This is a genomic window from Actinomadura fulvescens (assembly GCF_039533225.1).
In the GTDB taxonomy this organism is placed as follows: domain Bacteria; phylum Actinomycetota; class Actinomycetes; order Streptosporangiales; family Streptosporangiaceae; genus Spirillospora; species Spirillospora fulvescens.
Window position 1 is genome coordinate 692476 of record NZ_BAAATD010000002.1, and the last position, 24745, is coordinate 717220.

25 protein-coding genes are annotated in these 24745 nt (G+C 71.2%); 11 read left to right on the plus strand and 14 right to left on the minus strand.

Going from position 1 to position 24745, the window contains the following annotated elements; genetic code table 11:
* Positions 1–164: 164 nt before the first annotated feature.
* The gene (locus ABD333_RS10005) at positions 165–1907 is read left to right on the plus strand and encodes an alkaline phosphatase D family protein (RefSeq protein ID WP_344539890.1); all 1743 of its coding nucleotides are present in this window, start codon (positions 165–167) and stop codon (positions 1905–1907) included.
* Between the two features lie 74 nt (positions 1908–1981).
* Here ABD333_RS10005 and ABD333_RS10010 read toward each other — a convergent pair whose 3' ends face one another.
* Entirely contained in the window at positions 1982–3058 is a 1077-nt protein-coding gene (locus tag ABD333_RS10010; protein ID WP_344539892.1) for an ATP-dependent DNA ligase, read from the minus strand.
* An 88-nt stretch (positions 3059–3146) separates the two neighbouring features.
* On the opposite strand from ABD333_RS10010, the gene ABD333_RS10015 reads away from it, so the two are divergent.
* Positions 3147–3845, plus strand: a complete 699-nt coding sequence (locus tag ABD333_RS10015) for a dihydrofolate reductase family protein (RefSeq protein WP_344539894.1) — start codon at positions 3147–3149, stop codon at positions 3843–3845.
* Here the strand turns inward: ABD333_RS10015 and ABD333_RS10020 are convergent.
* Complete coding sequence (locus ABD333_RS10020; RefSeq protein WP_344539896.1) at positions 3830–4561, minus strand: pyrimidine reductase family protein; 732 nt, start codon at positions 4559–4561, stop codon at positions 3830–3832. The genes ABD333_RS10015 and ABD333_RS10020 overlap by 16 nt on opposite strands.
* A gap of 200 nt (positions 4562–4761) precedes the next feature.
* On the opposite strand from ABD333_RS10020, the gene ABD333_RS10025 reads away from it, so the two are divergent.
* Positions 4762–5172: a hypothetical protein gene (locus tag ABD333_RS10025; protein WP_344539898.1), complete on the plus strand. Its 411-nt coding sequence runs from the start codon at positions 4762–4764 to the stop codon at positions 5170–5172.
* Positions 5173–5198: 26 nt separating this feature from the next.
* On the opposite strand, the gene glgX is transcribed toward ABD333_RS10025, so the two are convergent.
* The 3 genes from glgX to ABD333_RS10040 form a co-directional block, all read right to left on the minus strand.
* Positions 5199–7298, minus strand: coding sequence for a glycogen debranching protein GlgX (gene glgX / locus ABD333_RS10030; RefSeq protein WP_344539900.1), 2100 nt, complete (start codon positions 7296–7298; stop codon positions 5199–5201).
* Positions 7299–7410: 112 nt separating this feature from the next.
* Complete coding sequence (locus ABD333_RS10035) at positions 7411–7989, minus strand: GNAT family N-acetyltransferase (protein WP_344539901.1); 579 nt, start codon at positions 7987–7989, stop codon at positions 7411–7413.
* Between the two features lie 24 nt (positions 7990–8013).
* The gene (locus tag ABD333_RS10040; protein ID WP_344539902.1) at positions 8014–8562 is read right to left on the minus strand and encodes a DUF4262 domain-containing protein; all 549 of its coding nucleotides are present in this window, start codon (positions 8560–8562) and stop codon (positions 8014–8016) included.
* Between the two features lie 153 nt (positions 8563–8715).
* On the opposite strand from ABD333_RS10040, the gene ABD333_RS10045 reads away from it, so the two are divergent.
* Entirely contained in the window at positions 8716–9447 is a 732-nt protein-coding gene (locus tag ABD333_RS10045; RefSeq protein ID WP_344539904.1) for a DUF72 domain-containing protein, read from the plus strand.
* A 136-nt stretch (positions 9448–9583) separates the two neighbouring features.
* Here ABD333_RS10045 and ABD333_RS10050 read toward each other — a convergent pair whose 3' ends face one another.
* On the minus strand, positions 9584–9712 hold the full coding sequence (locus ABD333_RS10050; RefSeq protein WP_344539906.1) for an LPFR motif small protein: 129 nt from the start codon (positions 9710–9712) through the stop codon (positions 9584–9586).
* Between the two features lie 118 nt (positions 9713–9830).
* Here ABD333_RS10050 and ABD333_RS10055 point away from each other — a divergent pair, with 118 nt between their 5' ends.
* Positions 9831–11441 carry a phytoene desaturase family protein gene (locus tag ABD333_RS10055; RefSeq protein ID WP_344539908.1) on the plus strand — a complete coding sequence of 537 codons (1611 nt, stop codon included), beginning with the start codon at positions 9831–9833 and terminating at the stop codon, positions 11439–11441.
* On the opposite strand, the gene ABD333_RS10060 is transcribed toward ABD333_RS10055, so the two are convergent.
* Positions 11438–11914, minus strand: coding sequence for an SRPBCC family protein (locus ABD333_RS10060; protein WP_344539910.1), 477 nt, complete (start codon positions 11912–11914; stop codon positions 11438–11440). The genes ABD333_RS10055 and ABD333_RS10060 overlap by 4 nt on opposite strands.
* Positions 11915–12211: 297 nt before the next feature.
* On the opposite strand from ABD333_RS10060, the gene ABD333_RS10065 reads away from it, so the two are divergent.
* Positions 12212–12568 (plus strand): STAS domain-containing protein, encoded by a 357-nt coding sequence (locus tag ABD333_RS10065; protein WP_344539911.1) that lies wholly within the window; start codon positions 12212–12214, stop codon positions 12566–12568.
* A gap of 61 nt (positions 12569–12629) precedes the next feature.
* Here ABD333_RS10065 and ABD333_RS10070 read toward each other — a convergent pair whose 3' ends face one another.
* Complete coding sequence (locus tag ABD333_RS10070; protein WP_344539913.1) at positions 12630–13439, minus strand: aminoglycoside 3'-phosphotransferase; 810 nt, start codon at positions 13437–13439, stop codon at positions 12630–12632.
* Positions 13440–13505: 66 nt separating this feature from the next.
* Positions 13506–13937 (minus strand): ATP-binding protein, encoded by a 432-nt coding sequence (locus ABD333_RS10075; RefSeq protein WP_344539914.1) that lies wholly within the window; start codon positions 13935–13937, stop codon positions 13506–13508.
* A gap of 394 nt (positions 13938–14331) precedes the next feature.
* Between ABD333_RS10075 and ABD333_RS10080 the strand changes: the two genes are divergently transcribed.
* Positions 14332–15285, plus strand: a complete 954-nt coding sequence (locus tag ABD333_RS10080) for an AraC family transcriptional regulator (protein WP_344539916.1) — start codon at positions 14332–14334, stop codon at positions 15283–15285.
* Positions 15286–15288: 3 nt separating this feature from the next.
* Here ABD333_RS10080 and ABD333_RS10085 read toward each other — a convergent pair whose 3' ends face one another.
* Complete coding sequence (locus tag ABD333_RS10085) at positions 15289–16008, minus strand: chitinase (protein WP_344539917.1); 720 nt, start codon at positions 16006–16008, stop codon at positions 15289–15291.
* A gap of 175 nt (positions 16009–16183) precedes the next feature.
* Between ABD333_RS10085 and ABD333_RS10090 the strand changes: the two genes are divergently transcribed.
* The 3 genes from ABD333_RS10090 to ABD333_RS10100 are packed head-to-tail and all read left to right on the plus strand — an operon-like array spanning position 16184 to position 20587.
* Positions 16184–17014 carry a helix-turn-helix domain-containing protein gene (locus tag ABD333_RS10090; RefSeq protein ID WP_344539919.1) on the plus strand — a complete coding sequence of 277 codons (831 nt, stop codon included), beginning with the start codon at positions 16184–16186 and terminating at the stop codon, positions 17012–17014.
* Positions 17015–17048: 34 nt separating this feature from the next.
* A complete protein-coding gene (locus ABD333_RS10095) occupies positions 17049–18818 on the plus strand; it encodes an ABC transporter ATP-binding protein (RefSeq protein WP_344539921.1) in 1770 nt (589 codons plus the stop codon).
* The gene (locus tag ABD333_RS10100) at positions 18815–20587 is read left to right on the plus strand and encodes an ABC transporter ATP-binding protein (RefSeq protein WP_344539923.1); all 1773 of its coding nucleotides are present in this window, start codon (positions 18815–18817) and stop codon (positions 20585–20587) included. The genes ABD333_RS10095 and ABD333_RS10100 overlap by 4 nt, the downstream gene beginning before the upstream one ends.
* Here ABD333_RS10100 and ABD333_RS10105 read toward each other — a convergent pair.
* Together ABD333_RS10105 and ABD333_RS10110 are read right to left on the minus strand one after the other, a co-directional pair.
* Positions 20559–21125 (minus strand): dihydrofolate reductase family protein, encoded by a 567-nt coding sequence (locus ABD333_RS10105; protein ID WP_344539924.1) that lies wholly within the window; start codon positions 21123–21125, stop codon positions 20559–20561. The genes ABD333_RS10100 and ABD333_RS10105 overlap by 29 nt on opposite strands.
* 15 nt (positions 21126–21140) lie before the next feature.
* On the minus strand, positions 21141–21965 hold the full coding sequence (locus ABD333_RS10110) for an alpha/beta fold hydrolase (RefSeq protein WP_344539926.1): 825 nt from the start codon (positions 21963–21965) through the stop codon (positions 21141–21143).
* A 111-nt stretch (positions 21966–22076) separates the two neighbouring features.
* Between ABD333_RS10110 and ABD333_RS10115 the strand changes: the two genes are divergently transcribed.
* Positions 22077–22709, plus strand: coding sequence for a TetR/AcrR family transcriptional regulator (locus tag ABD333_RS10115; protein ID WP_344539928.1), 633 nt, complete (start codon positions 22077–22079; stop codon positions 22707–22709).
* On the opposite strand, the gene ABD333_RS10120 is transcribed toward ABD333_RS10115, so the two are convergent.
* Both ABD333_RS10120 and ABD333_RS10125 read right to left on the minus strand, forming a co-directional pair.
* Positions 22697–23689: an NADP-dependent oxidoreductase gene (locus ABD333_RS10120; RefSeq protein WP_344539930.1), complete on the minus strand. Its 993-nt coding sequence runs from the start codon at positions 23687–23689 to the stop codon at positions 22697–22699. The genes ABD333_RS10115 and ABD333_RS10120 overlap by 13 nt on opposite strands.
* Before the next feature lie 160 nt (positions 23690–23849).
* Positions 23850–24710: an SgcJ/EcaC family oxidoreductase gene (locus ABD333_RS10125; protein WP_344539931.1), complete on the minus strand. Its 861-nt coding sequence runs from the start codon at positions 24708–24710 to the stop codon at positions 23850–23852.
* Positions 24711–24745 lie beyond the last annotated feature (35 nt).

Genomic DNA, 24745 nt, shown 5'->3' on the forward strand with positions numbered 1-24745 from the left:
CGGTCCGCTGTCGCGCGGGCCTTCTTCTCTTTTCAGCGGCACCGCCGCCACGTCGCCAAATGATCGTTTTTGTTGGACTGAACGTCATCTGAGCGGTGCTCGGCGGCCATGGACTTTCGTGAGGCTTTCGGGCGATTCGCCCCTCCCCTCGAAAGGTCCCCTCCATGGCTGACGCGGGTCCGTCCCGACCGACCAACCCCGTCCTCCCCTCCGGGCGGGCACTCGACCGGAGATCCTTCCTCGTCACCTCAGGCCTCGCGGCCGGCACCGCGGTGGCCGTGACCGGCGTTCCCGGGACGGCCCACGCGGCCGCGTGGGAGCCCGCCGGCCGGCGCGGCCCCGGAGCGCTGCCCGCCAGTCCCTTCACGCTCGGCGTCGCGTCCGGCGACCCCGACCACGACGGCTTCGTCCTGTGGACCCGGCTCGCGCTCAACCCTCTCGCCGAGGACGGGCTGGGCGGCATGCCGGCCAGGACGTTCCCCGTCGAGTGGCAGATCGCCTCGGACGAGCGGTTCCGCCGCATCGTCCGGCGCGGCGTCGCCGCCGCCCGCCCCGAGTCCGCGCACAGCGTGCACGTCGAGCTGAACGGACTGCGCCCGGGACGGGAGTACTGGTACCGCTTCCGGGTCGCCGGTCACGTGTCGCCGGTCGGGCTCACCCGTACCGCGCCGCGCAGCGACTCGTTCGGCCCGGCCCTGACGATGGCGTTCGTGTCCTGCTCGCAGTTCGAGCACGGCTACTTCACCGCCTACCGGCGCCTCGCCGAGGAGCAGCCCGACCTGGTCCTGCACCTGGGCGACTACCAGTACGAGTACAAGAAGGGCGTCTACACCATCCCCGGCGGCAACGTCCGCGACCACGAGGGCCCCGAGACCGTCACGCTCGCCACGTACCGGCAGCGGCACGCGCAGTACAAGTCGGACCTCGACCTGCAGGCCGCGCACGCCGCCGCGCCCTGGCTGGTGGTCTTCGACGACCACGAGGTCGAGAACAACTGGGCGGACGAGGTCCCCGAGGCGGGCTCCGACACCCCGGACGCCGCCGACTTCCGCAAGCGCCGCGCCGCCGCGTTCAAGGCGTACTACGAGAACATGCCGCTGCGCCGCAGCTCGGTGCCCAAGAACTACGACATGCGGCTCTATCGGCGGATTCGCTGGGGCCGCCTGGCCAACTTCCACATGCTCGACACCCGGCAGTTCCGCGACGACCAGGCGTGCGGCGACGGCTACAAGGACTGCGCGGACGCCTCCAACCCGGCGCGTTCCATCACGGGGGCCGCGCAGGAGAAGTGGCTGCTCGACGGCTTCCGGCGCTCGGGCGCCCGCTGGGACGTCCTCGGCCAGCAGGTCTTCTTCGCCCAGCGCGACAACACGGCCGGGCCCGTCAAGAAGACCAGCATGGACTCCTGGGACGGGTACGTGGCGTCCCGCGACCGCATCACCAAGGGCTGGCTGGACGCCAAGGTGCGCAACCCCGTCGTGCTCACCGGCGACGTGCACGCGCACTGGGCGAGCGACCTCAAGGCGAACTACGACGACCCGGCCTCGGCGGTGGTCGGCTCCGAGCTGGTCTGCTCCTCGATCACCAGCGGCGGTGACGGCGCCGACTCCGACCCGGCGACCCACCCGTTCCTCAAGATCAACCCGCATCTGAAGTTCTACAACAACCAGCGCGGCTACGTGCTCACGCGCATCGGCAAGGACGAGCTGAAGGCCGACTTCAAGACGCTGCCGTACGTGCGCACGCCCGGCGCCACCGCGTCCGTCAAGGCGACCTTCGTCATCGAGGACCGCGTGCCCGGCGTCAAGCAGACCTACCTGCGCCCGTACGCCGCGCCCAGGGTCGGCGTGAAGTCCGAGCGCGACATCATCCAGGAGACCATCGAGAACGAGACCGCACGCCCGTAACCGTGGTCCGCGGCCCGGCCGGGCTCTCCATCGCAGGGGAGGGCCCGGCCATCTCGAACGTCAGGCTCGCGTTCTCAGGACCCGGCTCCGCCGGAGAGGATGTCGTCCAGGTCGTAGGCGACCGGCACCTCAAGCTGCTCGTACGTGCACGACCGGGGCGTACGGTCGGTGCGCCAGCGCCGGAAGCGCGCGGTGTGCCGGAACCGGTTGCCCTCCATCGCCTCGTAGGCCACCTCGACGACCAGGTCGGGCCGCAGCGGCACCCACGACAGGTCCTTCTTGCCGGTCCATCGGGAGATCGCCCCAGGCATGCGGTCGGCGGTCGCCTCGCTCTGCTGGGCCCACTCCGCCCACGGGTGCTCGGACAGATCCTCCAGCCGGTAGGGCTGCAGCTCCTCGACCAGCTCCTCGCGGCGCTTCATCGTGAACGACGCCGCCACGCCCACATGCTGCAGATGCCCCTCGTCGTTGTAGAGCCCGAGGAGCAACGAGCCCACGATCGGCCCCGACTTGTGCCAGCGGAAGCCGGCCACCACGCAGTCGGCGGTCCGCTCGTGCTTGACCTTCCACAGGACCCGCTTGTCCGGCTCGTACGGGACGTGGCGCGGTTTGGCGATCACCCCGTCCAGCCCCGCGCCCTCGAACTCGTCGAACCACCGCAGCGCCAGCTCGTAGGAGTCCGAGGCCGGGGTCACATGGATCGGCGCCCTGACCCCCGCCAGCGTGTCGACCAGCCGCTGGCGCCGTTCGCCGAGCGGGGTCTCCATCAGCGACTCGTCGCCCAGCGCGAGCAGGTCGAACGCGATGAACGAGGCCGGGGTCTGCTCCGAGAGCAGCGTGACCCGCGACGCCGCCGGATGGATGCGCTGCTGGAGCCCGTCGAAGTCGAGCCGCGATCCCTTGCGCAGCACGATCTCCCCGTCCACCACGCAGCGCTCGGGCAGCTCCCGCTTGGCGGCCTCGACCAGCTCGGGGAAGTAGCGGGTCAGCGGCTTCTCACCGCGGCTGGACAACTCCACCTCGTCCCCATCGCGGAACACGATGCAACGAAAGCCGTCCCACTTGGGCTCGTACAGCACATCGCCCTTGGGCATGGTCTTGACCGCCTTGGCCAGCATCGGCGCCAGCGGCGGACTGATCGGCAGCTCCATCTCCCCATATTCCCCCACGCCACCGACAGAGCGAAACGCCGGTCCACCCCTTCGGCCCCCGTCGAATCCTTCGTCTAAGGTGCAGGTCATGCGCCGATTGCTGCCCGAGCCCGCCACCGGCGTCGACCCGTACGAGGCGTACGCGGACGCGCCGGGCCTCCGGATCGGGATGGTGATGAGCGCCGACGGATCGGTGACCGACGCCGAGGGCTGGACCGACGGCCTCGGGGGAGACGCCGACTTCCGGGTCTTCCGGACCCTGCGGGCCCTGGCCGACGCGATCCTCGTCGGCGCGGCCACCGTGCGGACCGGGCGGCTCGGTCCGGCCCGCCTCCGCTCCGATCTGCGCGAACGCCGGGGCGGTCCGCCCGCGCCCATCGTCGTCGTGTCCCGCGGCCTCGACCTCGACTGGACGCTGCCGATCTTCACCGAGGCCGAGTCGCCCACGATCGTGGTCACCACCGAGGCGGCGGCCCCCGCCGTGCCGTCCGGCATCAGGACCGTGGCGGCGGGACACGACGAGCTGGATCTTTCGGCGGCGGTCCGCGAACTGCGCGAGACCCTCGGCTTCGAGCGGCTGCTCTGCGAAGGCGGCCCGGCACTGGCGACGTCGCTGATCCGGGCGGGCCTGGTGGACGAGCTGTGCCTCAACATGGCCCCGGCCCTGCTGGGCACGACGCTGGGCGGCACCCGTCTCCTCGGCGGGCTGCCCGTCCCCGTGGATCTCGGCCTCACCGCTCTCTACGAGGACGAGGGCGTTCTGTTTCTGCGTTACGCCTTGAAGTAGCGCATGAAGAGGTAACCCTCGTCTTCGAGCACCTGGCCGAGCGTCAGGTTCGCCGGCGCCGCCAGCGACGTTCCGTTCAGGATGCGCGAAGCCTCTCCCGAAAGCATGGTCGGGCTCACCGTCAGGCACAGCTCGTCGAGCACTCCGGCCTCCACCACCTGCGCGAGCACATGCGGGCCGCCCTCGCAGAGCAGCCGCCGGTGCCCCAGTGCCTCCAGCCGCCGGACGGCCACCGCGAAGTCGACCGCGTGCTCCCCGGCGACGATCACCTCGGCGACGTCGCGGGCCTGCTGCAGCCGGTCGGCGGGCGCGTCCTCGACCGTCAGCAGGATCGTCCGCGGGTCGGCCTCGGTGAACAGCGGCCCGTCCAGGTCGAGGTCGAGCCGCCGGGACACGATGGCCAGCGGCGGCACCGCCGTCCGGCCCTTCCGCAGCTTCTCCCACCCCGGCCCGGGATCGACGGGTCCGTACCCTTCGACGCGGGCCGTGCCGGCTCCGGCGATCACCACGTCCGCCAGCCCGCGCAGCACGGAGAACAGCCGCCGGTCCGCCTCGTTCCCGAGCCCGCCGCTGCGCCCTTCGAGCGACCACGCCGCGCCGTCCAACGTGGAGATCATGTTCGCCCGCAACCAGGCACCCTCCGCCGGGTACGCGTACGCCTCACCCAGGTCGACCGGGTCGGAAGCAGAAGAGAGCCGCCGCATCGCCACCCCCATGTCTCGGATGCCAGTTCGATTTCACCCTAGACAGGTGCCCTGCCCTGGATCGCGGCGGGCATGCGCGCCGGCCACTGCCGAGGGACGGGGCACGCGTTCGATAACGGTCTGTATCCAAATATTCACGAATCGGTCATAGTTGGGTTGAGTCAGAGCGACACTGGAGGCGGAAAGGCACCGCGTCGAAGGGGGGAGCGGGGGTGGAGTTCGCTGCGCTCGCCGCATGGGTCCTGTCCGCCATCGTGGGGTCGCACCTGCTGACGATCTGGATACGGCAGGGCGGCCTGCGCGAGCAGTCGACAAAGGTGACGCGCTTCCCGAGGCTCGTGGTGACCGGTCATCCGGTCGCCGCCGTCGCGGGGCTCGTCGTGTGGGTCGCCTACCTCGCCACCGGCGAGGCCGGGTACGCCTGGGCCGCGTTCGGCACGTTGCTGGTGGTCATCTTCCAGGGTTTCCTGCTCTTCACGCGCTGGCTGGTGGGGCGCGGCGGGCGCCATGCCAGGGGAGCGGAGCAGGACTTCCCCGCGACGGCCGTGGTGATGCACGGTGTGGTCGCGGTCGCGACGTTCGTCCTGGTCTTCCTGACGGCCATCGAGGTCAGCCGCCCCTAGCGGCGTTTCGGGGCGGCGGGCCGCGTTCAGATGCGGCGGAGCACCGTCAGGGAACGGCTGGTCACGTCGAGCCGGTCCTGGGCCTTGAGGCGCTCACGCTCGCCCAGGGTGTCGGGCGCTGCGGTGTCGAGCGCGTACTCCCAGCGTTCGCCGTACTCCGGGCCGGGCAGCGTGAACTCCACGTACTGCGAGTGCGCGTTGATGAGCAGGAGGAACGAGTCGTCCCTGATGCGGCGGCCGCGCGGGTCGGGTTCGGTGATGGCCTCGCCGTTGAGGAAGACCCCGAGCGACTTGGCGAAGCCCACCGTCCAGTCGTCGTCGGTCATCGTGTCTCCGGTCGGCGTCAGCCAGGCGATGTCGGCGGGGCCGTCGCCCAGCCGGACGCCCCTGAAGAAGCGCCGCCGGCGGAAGATCGGATGGTCCTTGCGGAGCTGGGCGAGCGCACGGACGAAGTCCAGGTCGTCCTGGCGAACGGAGCGCCAGTCGATCCACGACAGCTCGTTGTCCTGGCAGTAGGCGTTGTTGTTGCCGTGCTGCGTGCGGCCCAGCTCGTCGCCGTGCGACAACATCGGCACGCCCTGCGCGAGGAAGAGCGTCGCCAGGAAGTTGCGGCGCTGGCGGGTCCGGAGTCCGAGGATCGCGGGGTCGTCGGTGGGCCCCTCCTCGCCGCAGTTCCAGGAGCGGTTGTCGTCGGTGCCGTCGCGGTTGGCCTCGCCGTTGGCATCGTTGTGCTTGCCGTCGTACGAGACCAGGTCGTTGAGCGTGAAGCCGTCGTGGCAGGTCACGAAGTTGATCGACGCCCACGGGCGGCGGGCGCTGTGCTCGTACAGGTCGCTCGACCCCGTCAGGCGCGAGGCGAACTCCGGCATCGTCGCGGGCCGCCCGCGCCAGAAGTCGCGGACGGTGTCGCGGTACTTGCCGTTCCACTCGGTCCACAGCGGCGGGAAGTTGCCGACCTGGTAGCCGCCCTCGCCCACGTCCCACGGCTCGGCGATCAGCTTGACCTGCGAGACCACCGGATCCTGCTGGACCAGGTCGAAGAACGCCGACAGCCGGTCGACGTCGTGCAGCTCGCGCGCCAGCGCCGACGCCAGGTCGAACCGGAACCCGTCGACGTGCATCTCCAGGATCCAGTAGCGCAGCGAGTCCATGATGAGCTGGAGCGCGTGCGGGCTGCGCACGTTGAGCGAGTTGCCGCAGCCCGTGTAGTCGAGGTGGTAGCGCTTGTCGTCGTCGCGCAGCCGGTAGTACGAGGCGTTGTCGATGCCCCGGAACGACAGCGTCGGCCCCAGATGGTCGCCCTCGGCGGTGTGGTTGTAGACCACGTCCAGGATGACCTCGATGCCCGCCTCGTGGAGCGCGCGCACCATCGCCTTGAACTCCATGACCTGCTCGCCCCGTTCACCGGCGGCGCTGTAGGTGTTGTGCGGGGCCAGGAAGCCGATCGTGTTGTAACCCCAGTAGTTCGTCAGGCCGCGTGCGACCAGCGCGTGCTCGGGGATGTGCTGGTGGACGGGCATCAGCTCGACCGCGGTCACGCCGAGGTCGAGCAGATGGTCGATCATGACCGGCTGCGCCAGGCCGGCGTAGGTGCCGCGCTGCTCCTCCGGGATGCCGGGGTGCAGCTTGGTGAGCGCCGTGACGTGCGCCTCGTAGATCACCGTCTCGTGGTACGGGGTCCGCGGCGGCCGGTCGTCGGCCCAGTCGAAGAACGGGTTGATCACGACGTTCTTCGGCATGTAGGGGGCGCTGTCGGTGTCGTTGAGGGTGTCCGGGTCGCCGAAGTGGTAGGAGAACAGCGACTCGTGCCAGCGCACGCCGCCCTCGACGGCCTTCCCGTACGGGTCGAGCAGCAGCTTGGCCGGGTTGCAGCGGTGGCCGTCGCGCGGCTCGTACGGGCCGTGCACGCGGTAGCCGTAGCGCCGGCCCGGGCCGATGCCGGGGATGTAGCCGTGCCACAGGTGTCCGTCGACCTCGGGCAGCTCGTGCCGCTCCTCGCGTCCCTCGTCGTCGAAGAGGCACAGCTCCACCTTGTGGGCGACCTCGGAGAACAGGGCGAAGTTGGTGCCCGAGCCGTCCCAGGTGGCGCCCAGCGGATACGGCCCGCCGGGCCAGACCTCAGGCATCGTTCCCACTCCTCGACCGCGTTGGGTGCGTGGCCCGTCGATTGTTGCGTACCCGCCGAGGTTCGCGTGGCCACTGAACGAGATCGAGGTGTTACCCGACATTCCCGATCTCTCACGTGCCGCGCCACACGATCTCCTCGCCCGACCGGTCGGCGGTGGGGCGGAGACCGAGCTTGCGCGCCACGGCGGCGGAGGGGGCGTTGCCGGGATGCACGGTGGCGGTGATCTCGCGGACGGCGTGATCGCGGAGCCAGCCGAGCATGGCGGCGGCCGCCTCGGTGGCGAAGCCGAATCCCTGGTAGGGCATCCCGACGACCCAGGCGACATCCGCCCGAAGCGGCGCGTCCGCCCGTCGCGCGGCGTCCGCCCGAAGCGGCGCGTCCGCCCGTGGTGCGGTGGGGGTGCCGCGCACGCCCGGCGTGACCGTCGCCTGGACGTAGCCGATGGCCCGCTGGTCGCGGCTGCGGCGGACGATCCAGATGAGCCACCATTCCTGGTGGAACGGGGCCGGGCCGGCGACCAGGTGCGCGTAGCGGACCCGCAGTTCGGCGAGCGTCGGCGGATCGCCGCCGATGAAGTCATGGAGACGGTGGTCGCCGAGCACCTCGGCCATCTCGTCGGCGTCGTGGACGGCCGGCGGCTCCAGGGTGAGGCGCGGGGTCTGGATGGTCTCGGCGATGGGCCCGAACACCCGCCGACCCTATGCCGCACGGGCTCACAGGTGCCGGGTCCACGCGCCCTCGGGGTGTTGCCGCGGGTTGAGCCACAGCCATGGCTGCGAGTGACGGAAGATCAGCTCGGTGCCGGGCTGCCACAGGTACAGCCCCTCGGGGTTGGGCCACACGACCTGCAGAAAGGGCAGCGGGGGGCGGCGGTAGAACGAGAGCGCCCCCTTGAACATGCCCTCGTACCAGCGCGGGTCGACCGTCCGGAAGGCGGCGGTCTGCCCGCGCACCACGTCCTCGCGCCGGCCGCCGTCCTCGGGTGCGTCGCCCTCGGCGGTCTGCTGGCCGAGCGTGTTGAGGATGGCCTCCATCTCGTAGATGTCGCCACCGAACATCGCCAGCTCGGGGGAACGGAAGCTGTGCCAGAGCCCGATCGTGTAGGCCCATCCGGGGCCCTCGGCGTCGCCGGGGACCAGGACGACGCTCCAGCCGTACTGGCTGACGTGGACGATCGTGCGAAGCTCGAAATTGTCGAGGCGGTCGCGGTCACCGTAGTCGTGATCGATGATGCAGTGACACCCGGGGCGGCCGTCGGACATGACTTTCAGCTTACGGTCATCGTGTGGCGACATCTCACCCGGGAAGGCTAGCCGCCGCACGTCTCCGGTCGCTCCGCAAGTAAGGCGATTTGGTCACGGGGTGAGTGAACGTTCGCCCCGTTCGCGGGTACGGGCCTCTCACGAGGAGGCACGATGTTGATCGGCACGTCCGGGTGGCAGTACGCCGACTGGCGCGGGCGGCTCTATCCGAGCGAGCTGCCCCAGCGGCGCTGGCTGGAGCGGTACGCGGAGAGCTTTCCCACGGTCGAGAACAACAACGCCTTCTACCGCCTGCCCAAGAGGGAGACGTTCGAGAGCTGGCGGGATCGTACGCCGGACGGCTTCGTGATGGCGGTGAAGGCGAGCCGCTTCCTCACGCACATGAAGCGGCTGCGCGAGCCGGACGAGCCGGTGGAGCGCCTCATGGGCGTCGCCGACGGCCTCGGCGCCAAGCTGGGCCCGATCCTGCTGCAACTGCCTCCGACGTTGCGCGCGGAGCCCGAACGCCTCGCCGCCTGCCTGCGGCGCTTTCCCGCGCGCGTACGGGTGGCGGTGGAGCCGCGGCATCCCTCGTGGTGGACCGGCGAGGTGCGTTCCGTACTCGAACGGCACCGCGCCGCGCTGTGCTGGGCCGACCGGCACAGCCGCCCGCTGACCCCGCTGTGGCGGACCACTGACTGGGTGTACGTGCGCTTCCACGAGGGCGCGGCCAGGCCGTGGCCCATGTACGGCGACCGGGCCCTCGAAACCTGGGTGAACCGGATCAACGAGACCGCGCACGAGGAGGCCTACGTCTACTTCAACAACGACCCGCACGGCGCGGCCGTCCGCAACGCGGTCCGGTTCGCCGAGCTGGCCGGGCAGGCTCTGGTGCTGCGGCCCTGAGTCAGGGGCCTGATTCGGAAGCTTGATTCGGGACACGACCGGGGCGGGGGACAGGGCCACCGGTGTGCCCCTCGAAAGGTCCGCGCGCATGATCTGACGTTGCGCGACGACCTGGTCTACTGGGGCGAACGGGGGGTCACGCGGCGCGACGGCGGGAGCGGCGGCGTGAGGGCGAAAGCAGACTGGCGAGCACCCGGAAGGGAAGGGTCACGACGTTGATGAGCGTCGAAAGAATGGCCTGAAGTGCGGCGCTGATGCGGCGCATCGTATGTTCCTCCTTTTTCAGATACGCCCAACCCATACCCGCCAGACGTTTTCTACACTTCGGTAATCTTCTCCGGCGCACGGTCGGTAAGGAGTCATCGCCTGGGTAGGCGCCCACTATGGCTGATGTCGTGGTGATCGGAGCCGGGCCCAACGGGTTGGTCGCGGCGAACGTGCTGGTGGACGCGGGCTGGTCCGTCGAGGTCCTGGAGGCCGAGCCCGTCCCCGGCGGCGCGGTGCGCAGCGACCGGGGCGTCCACCCCGACTACGTGAGCGACCTGTGCAGCTCGTTCTACCCGCTGGGCATCGCCTCGCCGGTGATGCGGGCCATGGAGCTGGAACGCCACGGGTTGCGCTGGAGACACGCCCCCGCCGTGGTCGCGCATCCGCTGCCGGACGGCCGGTGCGCGCTGCTGGAACGGGACGCCGAGCGCACCGCCGCGAATCTCGACGAGTTCGGCAAGGGCGACGGCGAGGCGTGGCTGCGGCTCTACCGGAGGTGGGAACTGCTCGGCGACGATGTCCTCGGCGCGCTGTTCTCCCCGTTCCCGCCGGTCAGGTCGGGGGCGTCGCTGGCGCGCAAGGTGCGGGCGGCGGGCGGGCTGCGGCTGCTGCGGTTCCTGCTGCTGCCGGTGCGGCGGCTCGGCGAGGAGGAGTTCGCCGGTCAGGGCGGGCCGCTGCTGCTCGCCGGCTCGGCACTGCACGCCGACCTGTTCCCGGAGTCGGCCGCGAGCTCGGCGTTCGGCTGGGTGCTGGCGATGCTCGGGCAGCAGTACGGCTGGCCGGTGCCCGAAGGCGGCGCGAGCGAGCTGACCGGGGCGCTGGTGCGGCGGCTGGAGTCCAAGGGCGGCACGGTCCGGTGCGGTACCCGGGTGACCGAGGTCATCGTCCGCGACGGCCGCGCGCTGGGCGTCGCCACCGAGGCGGGCGAGAAGGTCCGCGCGTCCCGGGCGGTCCTGGCGGACGTGTCCGCGCCCGCCCTGTACGGGGGACTCGTCGGCTGGGAGCACCTGCCCGCGCGCCTGCGGGACGACCTGCGGCGCTTCCAGTGGGACTTCGCCACGTTCAAGGTCGACTGGGCGCTGTCGGGGCCGATCCCGTGGTCGTCGGCGGACGCCAGGCGGGCGGGGACCCTGCACCTGGCGTCGGGGATGAACGCGCTCACCGACTTCACCGCGCAGATCTCCACCCGCCGCGTGCCCTCGGAGCCGTTCGCCCTGCTGGGCCAGATGACCACGGCCGACCCGTCGCGTTCGCCCACGGGCACCGAATCGGCCTGGGCGTACACGCACGTCCCGCAGACGGTCGAAGGCGACGCCGGTCCCGACCAGATCACCGGTGCGTGGGACGAGCGCGAGCGGACGGCGATGGCCGCCCGGGTGGAGGCCCTGGTCGAACGGTACGCACCCGGCTTCGGCGACCGCATCGTGGCGCGCCGCGTCCTCTCACCGCACACCCTGCAGAGCCATGACGCCAACCTGGTGAACGGCGCTCTGAACGGTGGAACGTCGGCCATCCACCAGCAACTCGTCTTCCGCCCCACCCCCGGAACCGGGCGGCCCGAGACCCCGGTAGCCGGTCTCTACCTGGCGTCCGCGTCGGCCCATCCGGGCGGCGGAGTGCACGGGGCCTGCGGAGCCAACGCCGCACAGGCGGCTTTGCGGGCCCACGGGCCGCTGCGGCGCCCCTTGGCCGCTCTCCAGCGCACCCTGATGCGCCCGCGTCTCTAGCCCGGCACGCGTGAGGCGGCCGGCTCACCGGCGCCTTCGCGCTTCTTCTCCGCCACGATGGCCGTGAGGTTGCGCAACATCAGCCGGTTGCGCAGGCTGAGGACCACTTCGCCGGGCGGTCCGTGCAGGCCCGCGCTGATACCGCGCAGCGGATGCTCGTCCACGATGAGCACGGCGCCCTCGCCCCACGGGAGCAGCTGGAAGGCGACCCGCACGGCACCGAGGAGCCCCATCTTGATCTCCAGCTCCAGGCGGTCCAGCGGCTCGCAGATCCGCACCACCGTCCGGTTGCGGTACTTCAGCGGCCCCCAGCCGACGGCGAACTCGATCTGCGACCCCACGGCGGGCCAGGCGGGGTCCTCGCGGAGGATCTCCCGGGTGCCGACCACCCAGTCGGCATAGCGTGCCCCGTCCGCCAGGGCGGCCCACACGGCCTCTCGCGGTGCGGCGAAGTAATGGTGTCGTACGGCCATTGCCTCCGTTTACCCACCGCTATCACGATTTCACCCTCGGGAATGGTCAGGAACACGACAAGGCCCCGGCCGTGCCAACGGGGGCATGGCGCGACCGAGGCCTTGCCTGGCGGGGGCCGGTCTTGTGAGGAAACCCTGGCCCTCCCCAGCCCTTGCAGTCTCCCCCCGGCCGCGCCACCGATCAATACACCCGGACGGGATGGCGGATTGTGGCCGGATCTCGACGATATCGACCGGTATGCAACGATCTTGCGGTTGCCTCAGATGGACCAGTGGAGGTACGGCACGATGACTCAGATGCGGGTCGTTGAACAGGTCGAGGGCACCGTCACGGTGGTGACGCTGACCGGGGACCTGGAGTTCGCGACCGCCGAGGAGGCCCGCGACCGGCTGAGCGAGCTGGTGCGCGCCGCGATCGAGGAAGGTCGATGTGACCTTCTGCTGGATCTCGCCGGGGTGGGCTTCATGGACTCGATGGGATTGCGCGTGCTCATCCACGTGCTCCGCCAGATCCAGGAGGCCGGGGGCCGCATGGCGCTGAGCGCGGTGCAGCCGCGCGCCGCACGTGCCCTTGACATCACCGGCCTGAACGCCGCCCTCGACGTCTACTCCACCACCGAGGAGGGACTCACCGCACTCCGCCGCTCCGCCTGACCGGCGACAGGGTCCTTGTCCGATGTCCGGCGCCCGGGTCACGGGGTATCCGGAGCGGGCTTCAGGCCAGGTCGTAGAGCAGGCGGTAGTAGGCGACGCGCTCGGCATCGGGGGCGATCTCGTACGCGTCGTACAGGATGCCGTCGAAGCCGGGGCCGTAGTCCCATTCCAGGCTCCACGTCGCGACCGCCAGGTCGGCCCACCGGTCGGCGAGCCCGAGCGTGCCCAGATCGACGTGCGCGGCGAAGCGGCCGTCGTCGTGCAGCAGGGTGTTGGGGACGCACGCGTCCCCGTGGCAGACCACCAGCCGGTCGATCGCGGGCGGTTCGGCCAGCCGTGCGCGAGCCTCCGCGAGGTCGAGGTGCCGGTGCTCGGGAGCCCAGTCGGCCGGGCCTTCGCCGTCGGCGACGCGCTCGTCGGCACGGGCGAGCCGCCGTTCGACGCTCCAGTCGAACGGGCAGCGGTCGACCGGCAGGGCGTCGTGGAGCAGGCGCAGGCCATGGCCGATCGCGGCCGAGGCCGTGGCGGGCTCGGCCTGCCAGCGGGGATCCACCGCCGACCGGCCGGGGACGGCCGCGGTGACCAGCCACGCCCCCTCGGCGTCGGTGCCGTGGTCCAGGACCCGCGGGACGCGTGCCCACCGCTGTGCCCAGGCCAGGCGTTCGGCCTCGCCGGGCAGGTCGATCTCGGGGGTGCCGGCGGCCACCCACTTGACGTATCTGGTCGTCTCGCCGTCGAGGCGGAAGGTCAGGCCGCCCAGTTCGTTGCGCCACACCGGAGTGACGGCGGCGCCGCCGGCCAGCGCCGCGACGACGCCGGGAACGGGCACCGGCCCGGCCGGTACCTCGGAGATGACGGGTCTGTTGTCCATAGGATCACGACCCTGCCAGCGGGCGTCCCCATGGCCAAAACGGTTTACTTCGCGCCCTGGACCGTTTCACATCTCATCGAGGACCGCCCAGACGGCCTTGCCGCGGGTGCTCAGGGGCACCCACCCCCACCGGCTGCTCAACGTGTCGACGATGTGCAGACCGCGGCCGGACGTGGCGAACTCGTCGGGCTGGACGACCGGCAGCGGAGGGGCGCTCGCCGGGTCGGTCACCACGACCACCAGCGAACGGGGATGCCGGATCAGGACCAGCTGCAGGGCCGGCGTGGTCGAAGTGCGCGTCAGGGCGTGCGTGAGGGCGTTGGAGAGCAGCTCGGACATGACGATCACCGTGTCGTCGAGCAGCTCTTCCAGTCCCCAGTCCGCGAGGCGTTTGTGCGTGAAGTCGCGGGCGCGGCGCACGGACGCGGCCGTGGGAGCGAGCACCAGCCGTTCGAGTTCCGGAGACCCCGCGGGAGTCTCCGGCCACTGTGCTCGCATCGGGCAACTGTGTTCCAGCCCGCTTGGCCACCGGCCCCGGTCCACCGATTTTCCTCCTCCACGGGCGTGTCCGGGCAGCCTGATCCGTCAGCCGTACCGGCTGATCTGGTGCGTGCCCGATGTCGAGAGCGTAGATCGGCGCGGCGGCGGTGTGCTTGCGCGAACGCGCAGGGGAGTTGGTGCTGGACGCAGCGTGCGCGGTGCCGTCGCGGTGCCGTTTCGGAGGGGTGCGCGTGACGTGCGTGACTGTCGTCGTGTTTGCCTGGCACAGGGCGAGATAGTCGCATTATGATGGCGGTGCGTAAATCGCCGTGTGCGGTGCGCAACCATCGTGATGTGATTTTTGCGAGCCTTCACCGGCCGGTGCCGGTGGCTGCGGTGGAAGGTGTCTGCGGTGGCCGAAGCGACCTATTCGGTGGAATCGTTCCGGACCGCGGAGGTGCCGCCGCACGAGCGTGCCGACTGCTGGAGCGAGCACGTCACCGGCTATCAGGGCCGGCTCGACTACCGTTACCCGCACCGTGAGGACTTCCAGGCGGGGACGGTCCGGCAGCGCACCGAGGCCTATCAGCTCGTCGAGTTCTGGTCCGACCAGGTCAGGTACGCGCGGACCGCGGGTCTGGTGCGGGCGGACCCCGACGAGGACTACCGCCTGCTGGTCCCGATCACCGGGGCACTGGTGGTGCGCCAGGACGATCGGGAGGTGCGGCTGACGCCGGGCACCGGGGGCCTGATCACTTTGAGCGCGCCGTCCGAGCTGCTGCACGAGGCGTCCACGCGGGCGTTCATCATGACGATTCCGGCCCGGGAGGTGAACAGCCCGCTCAACCTGTCGGCCCCGCTCAGCGCGGGACTCGACCTGTCCGCGGGCCTGGGGCGCGTGGTGGCCGACATGGTGGCGGGCGCCGCCCGCGAACGCGGCGGCCTCGGGCGCGTGCAGTTCGACGCGCTGAGCGACCGGATCGTGGAGCTGCTCTGCATGCTGGTGGCCGGGGACGACCGCCCGGACGCGCCGGGGCATCTGGTCGAAGTCGAGGCGCTGGCCCGCCGGTACGTGCGCGCCCACGCGGCCGACCCCGGCCTCAACGGCATCACGATGGCCAGGGAGCTGGGGTGGTCGTTGCGGCAGGTGCAGCTGGCCCTGCAGCGGGCGGGCACCACGCCTCGTGAGCTGATCAGGGAGGAGCGGCTCCGCCTGGCGCGCGACCGGCTGCAGAATCCCGCGTACCGGCACATGAGCATCACCGAGTTGGCGCACGCGTCGGGTTTCTCGTCGGTCAGCGCGCTCAGCAACGGCTTCCGGCACCGCTACGGGATGAGCCCGCGGGAAATGCGCCTCGACGGCTGACCGTCAGCAGTAGAGGTCGCCTCCCGGGGGCACGCCCAGGATCTGCGTGAAGCGCTGGTAGGCGTTGACCCGGCTCTGCACGGTGGCCGGATTCCTGCCGTCGCACTCCAGGGCGCCGTTGATGCTGCGGATCGTCTCGCCGAAACCGCGCCCGTTGACGATCGCGCTGTGGCCGCTCATGGTGCCGGGACCGCTCTGCGTCATCCAGTACCAGAGGGCTGTCTTCCACGAGACCGCCGCGTCCCGTTCGACGAGCCAGGGGTTGTTCAGCAGGTTGAGGCCGAGGGCGTCGCCCGCCGCCTTGTAGTTGAAGTTCCAGCTGAGCTGGATGGGTCCGCGCCCGTAGTAGGCGGCCTGGCCAGCGGGGCAGCCGTAGGGCTGGCTGCGATCGCAGTAGTGCGGGTAGTTGGAGGTGTTCTGCTCGACGATGTGGACGAGGCCGCCGGTCTCATGGTTGACGTTGGCCAGGAAGGCGGCGGCCTCCTGCTTCCTGACGGTGTCGCTGCCCGTATTGGCGAACGCGGGGAAGGCGCCCATCGCCGAGGTCAGTCCGTTGTAGGTGTAGAACGGTCGGCGGCTCGGGAACATCTGGTCGAATTGGGCCTGGCTGACCACGAACGCGCCGAGCCCGGGCGGGGCCGCGTTCGCCACCGCCGGCAGGACCGCCGGGAGCAGGCCCGCCAGCAACGTGAGAGCCGCGGCCAGTACCGTGATCCGTCGCATGCGATCACTTCCTCCATGGATCATTCTTAGGAAAGTTTCCTAAGAATTGGCGCGATCGTGGCATGCCCGAATGCGCCCGGCAAGGCCCAAGTGACCCGCGGACACGTGGTCGACAAGACCACCTCGGCTGGTACTCGCGGCTCGATCGAGTCCGTCGGCGGATAATGTCGCGACCATGACTTTGCAGGCCGAACAGGGCGGCGGCTGGGAGGTCGTCCGGCCGGCCGGACGGCCTGAATACGACGGCGTGGAACTGGTGGGCTACCACGACCGTGCCGGGCACGGCCTGGACATGCGGGTGCTGCCCGAGCCGGGCCTGACGATCGTGCTGGTCCTCGACGGTGAGCTGCGGATCGAACGGACGGACCCGGTGGCGGCCGGCATCGTGAGCGGGGTGGGCGTCAACTCGGTACGGGTGCGCGGCCAGGACGTGGCCTGCGTTGACGTCCACCTGTCGCCCCTCGCGGCGTACTCCGTCCTCGGCGGGGCGGGCGCCGAGCTGGCCGGCACGGTGGTCGGCCTCGAAGATCTGTGGGGCGCCGAGGCCCGCCGGCTCCGTGCGGCGGTCGAGGGAGCCGGCCGATGGGACGAGCGGTTCGGCGAGATCCGGGCGGCGCTCGCCGACCGGCTTCACGCGAACCGTTCCGTCGACCCGGAGGTGGCCTTCGTCTGGCGCGGGCTCGTGACCAGCGGCGGACGGCGCCGGACCGGTGACCTGGCGGCCGAGACGGGGTGGAGCCGCAAGCGCCTGTGGACGCGGTTCACCGCCCAGATCGGGGTCAGCCCCAAGCGGGCGGCGATGATCGTGCGCCTGTCCGCCGCGATCGAGGCCATCATGGCGGGGACGGCCGCCGTCGACGTGGCGGCGCGCTTCGGGTACGCCGACCAGTCACATCTCACGCGCGACCTGCGTGAACTGGCGGGGTTCACCCCCGCGGCGCTGTACCGCGCCTGGCATGAGGCCGGCTACGCCGGCGGAACATTCGTTCAAGACGCCGTGGGGTGAGCCGCGCCAGGGTCGTGGACATGGTTCACGACCGATGGCAGCTGACCTCATGACCGGGCCGACCGCCGGCGACGGCGACCAGCGGGAGGCGGCGCGGGCGCTCAGGCGCGTCCGCAGTCCCGTCGCGGGCCGCATCCGGCTGGCGTGCGTGCTGAGCGCGCTGGGGGCGCTGGCCGGGCTCGCGCCGTTCGCGGGCCTGGCCGAGCTGGCGGACGCACTGCTGGCGACGCCGCCGGACCGGGACCGGGTGACCCTGGTGGCGGTGCTGATCGTCCTCGGGCTGCTGCTGCGCGGCGCGTTCATGAGCGCGGCACTGACGATCACCCATGTGGCGGACGTGCGGCTGCAGGCGATCCTGCGCCGCCGGATGATCGCGCACCTGGGGCGGGTCCCGCTCGGCTGGTTCGCACGGAACTCCTCCGGACGGTTGCGCAAGACCGCGATGGGCGACGTCGACGCCCTGCACCAGCTGGTGGCCCATCAGGCGGTCGAGCTGACCGCGGCGGTCGTGACGCCGCTCGGCGCGCTGACCTACCTGCTGATTCTGGACTGGCGCCTGGCCCTGCTCGCGGTGGCGACGCTCCCGCTGTACGCGGGCGCCTACGCCTGGATGGAACGCGGCTCCAACGAGGCCCTGGGCAAAATGGACGAGAGCAGCGCGCGGCTGGGCGCCGCCGTGGTCGAGTTCGTCTCGGGCATCGCGGTGGTGAAGGCCTTCGGCCAGGCACGCAAGGCGCACGCCGCCTACCGGCAGGCCGCCGCCGAGTACACCGACTTCTTCGCCGACTGGGTCCGGCCGATGACCCGTGTCGAGGCGCTTGCCGGACTGGTGGTGTCCGCGCCCGTCGTCGGCCTGGTCACCATCGCCGGCGGCGCGTGGTTCGTCGACCGGGGCTGGGTCACCCCCGGTGAGGCGCTGGCCGGTGTGCTGCTGGCGTGCGTGATCCCGGTCGCGATCGAGCCGGTCGGCTTCGGCGTGCTGAACCGGCGCGCCGCCGCGGCCGCCGCGGTGCGGATCCAGCGGCTGCTGGACGTCGCGCCGCTGCCGGTGCCGGTGTCGCCGCGGCGGCCGGCGGGACACCGGGTCGACTACGACGACGTCCGTTTCGCCTATGACGGCCACGACGTTCTGCACGGGGTGAGCTTCGCCTGCGAGCCGGGGGCGGTCACGGCACTGGTGGGGCCGTCCGGTTCCGGGAAGTCGACGCTGGCCACCCTGCTGCCGAGGTTCCACGACGTGACCGCCGGCGCGATCCGCGTGGGCGGCGTCGACGTCCGGCACATCGATCCCGCCGAGCTCTACCGCCACATCGGATTCGTGCTGCAGGACGTGCAACTGCTGAACGACTCCATCCGGGGGAACGTAGCGCTCGGCCGCCCGGAGGCGACCGATGCCGAGATCCACGAGGCGTGCCGGGCGGCACAGATCCACGACCGGATCATGGCTCTCCCGCGTGGCTACGACTCGGTCGCCGGGCAGGACGCCCTCCTCTCCGGCGGTGAGGCGCAGCGGGTCGGCATCGCCCGGGCACTGCTCGCCGACACGCCCGTCCTGGTGCTCGACGAGGCCACCGCGTTCGCCGACCCGGAGTCGGAGGCCGCGATCCAGGACGCGCTGTCCCGGCTGGCCGGCGGGCGCACGGTACTGGTGATCGCACACCGGCTCTCCACCATCACCGGCGCCGACCGGATCGTCGTTCTCGACCGCGGACGCGTCGTCGAGACCGGCACCCACACCGAACTGCTCGACGCGCGCGGGCACTACGCGCGCATGTGGGCGGCGTACGAGGAGGTTCCGGCATGATCACCGACCTGCGGCTGCTGCTCGGCCCGTCCAGAGCGCACATCCTGACCGCCTACGTGGCCTGGACCGCCGTCTACGGGGTGCTCAGCGGTGTCGCCGCCGCCCTGCTCGTGCCGGTCGTCGAGGACCTCGCGTCCGGGGAACGGGACGGCATCGGCACGCACCTGCTGACCCTGGCGGTCGTGACCCTGGCCGCCGCCGTCGTGCGGTACGCGCAGACCATGCGCGGCTCCGCCGCGGCGCTGGAGACGCTGTCGTCGATGCACCAACGGCTCGGCGACCACCTGGTGAGCCTCCCGCTCGGCTGGTTCGACTCCGACCGCACCGGACGGCTGACCCGCGTGGCCACCGACGGCACCATGATGATCACCGGCATCTTCGCGCATCTGCTGGCGCCCCTGGTCATCGCCGTCACGGCGCCGGTCACCGTCACGATCGCGCTGTTCTGGTACGACTGGCGCCTCGGGCTGGCCACCGCGTTGTGCGTTCCCGTTCTCGCGCTGGCGTTCCGCTTCGCCGGCAGGAGCCTGGCCCGCGGGGAGGCGCACAACCACGCCGCCGACGTGGAGGCCGGCAGCCGGGTCATCGAGTTCGGCAGGCACCAGCGGGTGCTGCGCGCGTTCGGCCGGAGCGTTCACGGTTACCGGCCGCTGGAGGGCGCCATCGAGGGGCAACGGCGAACCCGGCGCCGCACCCTCGGACAGGCCGTCGTGGGCCTGAGCATGAGCGGGCTCGCGGTGCAGCTCGCGGTGACCGTGCTCGTGCTGGTGCTGGTCCGGCTGACGCTCGACGGGGCCATCGCACCCGCGGCCGCCGTCGCGCTGCTCGCGCTCGCGTTCCGCTTCGCCGGGCCGCTCGCCGACGTCAGCGAGTACGCCGGCGCGATCCGCATCGCCGCGGCCGACCTCCGCCGCCTCACCGACGTGCTGCGGGAACAGGCCATGCCGGAGCCGGAGGTGTCCGCGCCGCCGCACCGGCCGGGGCGGCTCGAACTCGACCACGTCACCTTCGGCTACCGGCCGGAGACGCCGGTCCTGCGCGACTTCTCGCTCACCGTGCCGCCCGGCTCGGTCACGGCGCTGGTCGGGCCGTCGGGTTCCGGCAAGACGACGGTCATCCGGCTGGTCAGCCGGTTCTGGGACGTTCAGCACGGTGCCGTCCGGGTCGGCGGTGCCGACGTGCGCGACCTGCGCACCGAGGACCTGATCCGCCAGCTCGCCCTGGTCTTCCAGGACGTCTACCTGTTCGACGACACCCTGGAGGCCAACATCCGGCTCGGCCAGCCGGAGGCCACCGGCACGGAACTGGCCGAAGCGGCCCGGCTCGCCGGGGTCGACGAGATCGTCGCCCGTCTCCCGCACGGCTGGCTGACCCAGGTCGGCGAAGGCGGGGTGGCCCTGTCGGGCGGCGAGCGCCAGCGCGTCTCGATCGCGCGGGCCCTGCTCAAGCGGGCGCCGATCGTCCTGCTGGACGAGGCCACCGCCGCGCTCGACCCGGAGAACGAACGCTACCTGCGGCGCTCCTTCCGCCGGCTCGCCCGGCACAGCACCGTGCTGCTCATCGCGCACCGGCTCGACAACGTCGTCGACGCCGACCAGATCGTGGTCGTTCACGACGGTCGTGTGGCCGAGACCGGAACACACCACTCCCTCCTCGCCGCCGGCGGTGCCTACGCCAGGCTCTGGCACGCGAGGACGACCGGACAAGGCTGGCGCCTCACCGGCGGCCCGGCGGGGGGATTCACCGGTCGGCGCGCCGGTGGACGGTGATCAGAATGCCCTCGCCGACCGTCCTCGATTCGGCGAGCCTCCATGTCGACTTGTCGGCGGTCTCGCCGAACAGGCGCCTGCCGGTGCCGAGGACGACGGGGAAGGTCATGAGGCGGATCTCGTCGACGAGGTCGTGGTCGATCAGTTCCTGGGCGAGCCTGATACTGCCGGGTACCTGGATCTCGCCGCTCAGCCGCCGTTTCAGCGCGGCCACCTCCGCGACCACGTCGCCGGAGATCACCTGGGTGTTGTTCCACGCGGGGTCGCGCAGCGTGCCGGAGACCACGTACTTGGGCATGCTGTTGTACTTGTCGGCCAGCGGCCCCTCGTATCCGGGCCACGCGCCGGCGAACGACTCGTAGGTCCTGCGGCCGATCAGCAGCGCCTCGGCCCCGAGCGCCTCCTCCAGCTTGAACTCGTCGCCGTCCTGGCCGCGGTCGAACGCGAAGCTCCAGTCGGGGTGTTTGAAGTCCTCGCCGCCGGGGGCCTCGACCACGCCGTCGAGCGAGATGAACTCGGTGACAACGATCCTTCCCATCTTCCGGCCTCCTCGTTACCGGGTGCCCGCGTGCGCCTGGCCGGATTGGACGAACTGACGCAGCGCGGGGGCGAGCACGTCCGCCGTGGTGCCGTGCTGCTCACCCGGGAGCGCCTCCAGGGCCGCGGTCGGCAGGAGCTCGGCCAGGGCCCGCGCCCCAGTGATCATCCACGGAAAGGTGTCCGTGCCGTGCATGACCTTGACGGGCACGGTGACCGCGGACCAGCGGTCGCGGGGGAGGGGGGCGCCCGACATCGTGTCGCCCATGATGCGTCCGTCGTAGGCGATGGTGTGCGCGATCGCCTCCAGGACGGGCCAGAACGGGGCCTGCCGCATTCCGGCGACGTCGTCGGCGGACACGCCGGCCGCGGCGGTCATGAACAGTTCCACCGCGTCGCCCGGGCGTCCGCCGGCGACACAGGCGTCGAGCCGTTCCACGTAGTCCGGCGGCAGGGGCGGGCGGCTGCCGTCGACGACGAACGGGGGCTCCCACAGCGCGAGCCGGGTGATCGGCAGGCCGGCCGCCGCGGCGTGCAGGGCCAGGACCGCGCCGGAGGACCAGCCGAAGACCGTGGCGGGTGCTCCGGCGTGGTCGATGAGCGCGGCGAGGTCCTCGATCTCCCGCTCGACCGCGTACGGCGCGGTGTCGGTGCTGTCACCGCGCCCGCGGCGGTCGTAGGCGTACACCCGGAAGTCGCCGGCCAGCAGCGCGCCGACCTCGGCGTTGATCGGGTTGACGGCGCGGTGGGCGGTCGCGCCGTCGATGATGATCAGCGGTTGCCCGTCGCCCCAGGCCTCGAACGCGATCGTGGTGCCGTCCTTGGACGTGACAGTGCGCATGATTCCTCGATTCCTCTGTACCGTACAGTACGGTACTGCTAGGTGAACCGTACGGTACGGTACACTTCGAGAAGAGTCAACGGTCGTCTCACCCTGAAACGAGGATCGGACATGGCGGTAGTCGAGCCCCGGACCGGACAGGCCGCGCAGGTGCGACGCCGGATCATGGACGCGGCGCTGGAGGTGTTCGTCCGCGACGGCTACGTCGGCGCCAAGACCGACGAGATCGCCGCCGCGGCGGGGGCGTCGAAGCAGACGATCTACAAGTACTTCGGGCGCAAGGAGTCCCTGTTCGAGCACATCGTGCTCGACCGCCTCGGCGGCATCGACCAGCTCTTCCAGGACGCCATGGGCGAACTGGCGACCACCGACGACGTCGAGCCCACCCTGCGGGCGGTCGCCCGCAAGTTCGTCCACGCCCTCACGCGGCAGTCACACCTGCGCGTACGCCGCCTCGTCATAGCCGAGGCCGGCCGCTTCCCCAAACTCGGCCACGCCTACTTCCAGGCAGGTCCCGAACGTGTGCACGTCGCGCTGGCCTCCGCCCTGGAACGCCTCACCGAGCGGGGACTGCTCCGCGCCGACGAACCCCTCCTGGCCGCCAACCACTTCACGTGGCTCGTCACGTCCATCCCGGTCAACAAGGCCATGTTCTGCGGCGACGACGTCCGTTTCCCGTCGAGCGAACTCGACCACTACGCCGACGCCGCCGTCCGGGTCTTTCTCGCCGCCTACCGCGCCTGAGCCGAATCCTCGGACGCGACGCCCACGGTCGTCGGCGAGGCCGCGTCGGCGACCACGAGCACGATCTTGCCCGTGGCGCGGTCGGTCTCGCCTCGTTCGTGCGCCTTGGCGGCCTCCGCGAGCGGCACCACGGTGTCGATCTCGACGCGCAGCCGGCCCGACTCGACGAGGGCGGCGATCTCCTTCATGGCGTGGTGGTCGGGCTCGACCAGCAGCGTCTCCGCGCGGATGCCGGTGGTGTCGAAGTCCTCCATCTTGCCGAGCGCGATGGAGACGAGGACGCCGCCGGGCTTGAGGACCTTGACCGAACGGGCCCCGTAGTCGCCGCCGATGGTCTCCAGGACGACGTCCACGTCGCGTACCGCTTCGGCGAAGTCGGTCGTGCGGTAGTCGATCGGCTCATCCACTCCCAGCGACCGGAGGAAGTCGTGCTTGGCGGCGCTGGCCGTGCCGATCACGTACGCGCCGCGGGCCTTGGCGATCTGAACGGCCAGATGGCCCACGCCTCCGGCCGCCGCGTGGACCAGCACGCGCCGGCCCGCCTCGACGCCGGCGACGTCGACGAGGCACTGCCAGGCGGTGAGGGCGGCCAACGGGATGGCGGCGGCCCGCACATGGTCGATGTTGGCGGGCTTGCGGGCGAAGTAGCGGGAAGGCGCCGCGACGTACTCGGCATGGGAGCCGTGGCCCTCCGGGTACTTCAGCATGCCGAAGACCTCGTCGCCCGGCTTGAGGAGGGCGACCCCTAGGCCGACCTTCTCCACCACGCCCGACACGTCCCAGCCCAGTACGAACGGCGGCTCGCCTACGGTGTAACCGGCCGCCCGGTTCTTCCAGTCGGTCGGGTTGAGCCCGGCCGCGTGCACGCGGACCAGCACCTCGGTCGGCCCGGGCTCGGGCCGGGGGAGCAGGACCTCCTTCAGCACCTCCGGGCCGCCCAGGACGTCCTGGCTGATCGCTCGCATGAGTGTCGTCGTCATGCGGTCAGCCTGTCCGGCCGGGGCACAGCGCCAAAAGCGGCCTGATCGCCAATATCTGCAAGGATCTGGCCAGCGGCCGGTGGCTGAGGCGAAGCGCTCGTTAGGCGGGGCGCTTGCCGCGGGCTCACCGGCCGCCGCGTGCGGAAGTTGATCGACGAGGTCATGCGGGGGTCAGGGAGGTCTTCGCTTCTCCGGTGGCCGGGTCGTAGGGAAAGGACAGGTGCTGGTGGGTCATCACCCAGCCGCCGTTCCTCCGCTCGAACACGCGGGTCCCGCGTGACCAGGTGTCGACGGGCCGGCCATCGGGCTGGTCGACCCGGACCTGGTTGAGGCCCCAGGCGACGGCGAGGTCCTGGCGGACCAGGATCGTCATCTCGGGGACCTGCCAGCTGATCGAGGCGTCCGCGGCCGCGTCGAGGCCGCGTGCGCAGACCTTCCGCACGGCGTGGACGCCGAGGTGCTGAAGGGGTTCGTCGTGCTCGTAGGAGACGACGTCATCGGCGATGGTGGCCATCATGGCGTCAAGATCCTTCGTCGCGGTGGCGGCGAACCACTCTTCGTGCAACAGCCGTACCTCCTCCCGGCCGGTGGCGTCATCCTGGGCCGTGTCCGCGGCGGGAGCCGGGTCGTCGAGTGGGAACGAATGGTGCTCGTGCACGACGACCCACCGGCCGCCCTCCTTGCGAAGGCCGAGCGTCAGCCGCAGGCGGTTCGCCGGATTGGCGGTGAGCTCCTCCGGAGTGCCGCACCGCAGCAGGGCGTACGCGAAGGCGACGTCGTCACCGGCGGTGATGTCGAGGGATTCAAGGTCGAAGCGAGCGCCTTGCGCCTGCCATCGGAAGAACGGCGGCCAGGTCTCGCGGTAGGCGTCGATGCCGCGCACGCCGTCGTGGGGCGGCGGCACGTCGAACATCACGATGTCGGTGGCGTGGTCGGCGGCGACACCCGTCAGGTCGCCGGAGTGGGCCGCCTCGGCCCACTTCTCGATCAAGGTACGGATCTGTTCTTCGTTCGTGGGCACCGCGGGCTCCGTCCGTTGAGTTGAAGCACTGTCAG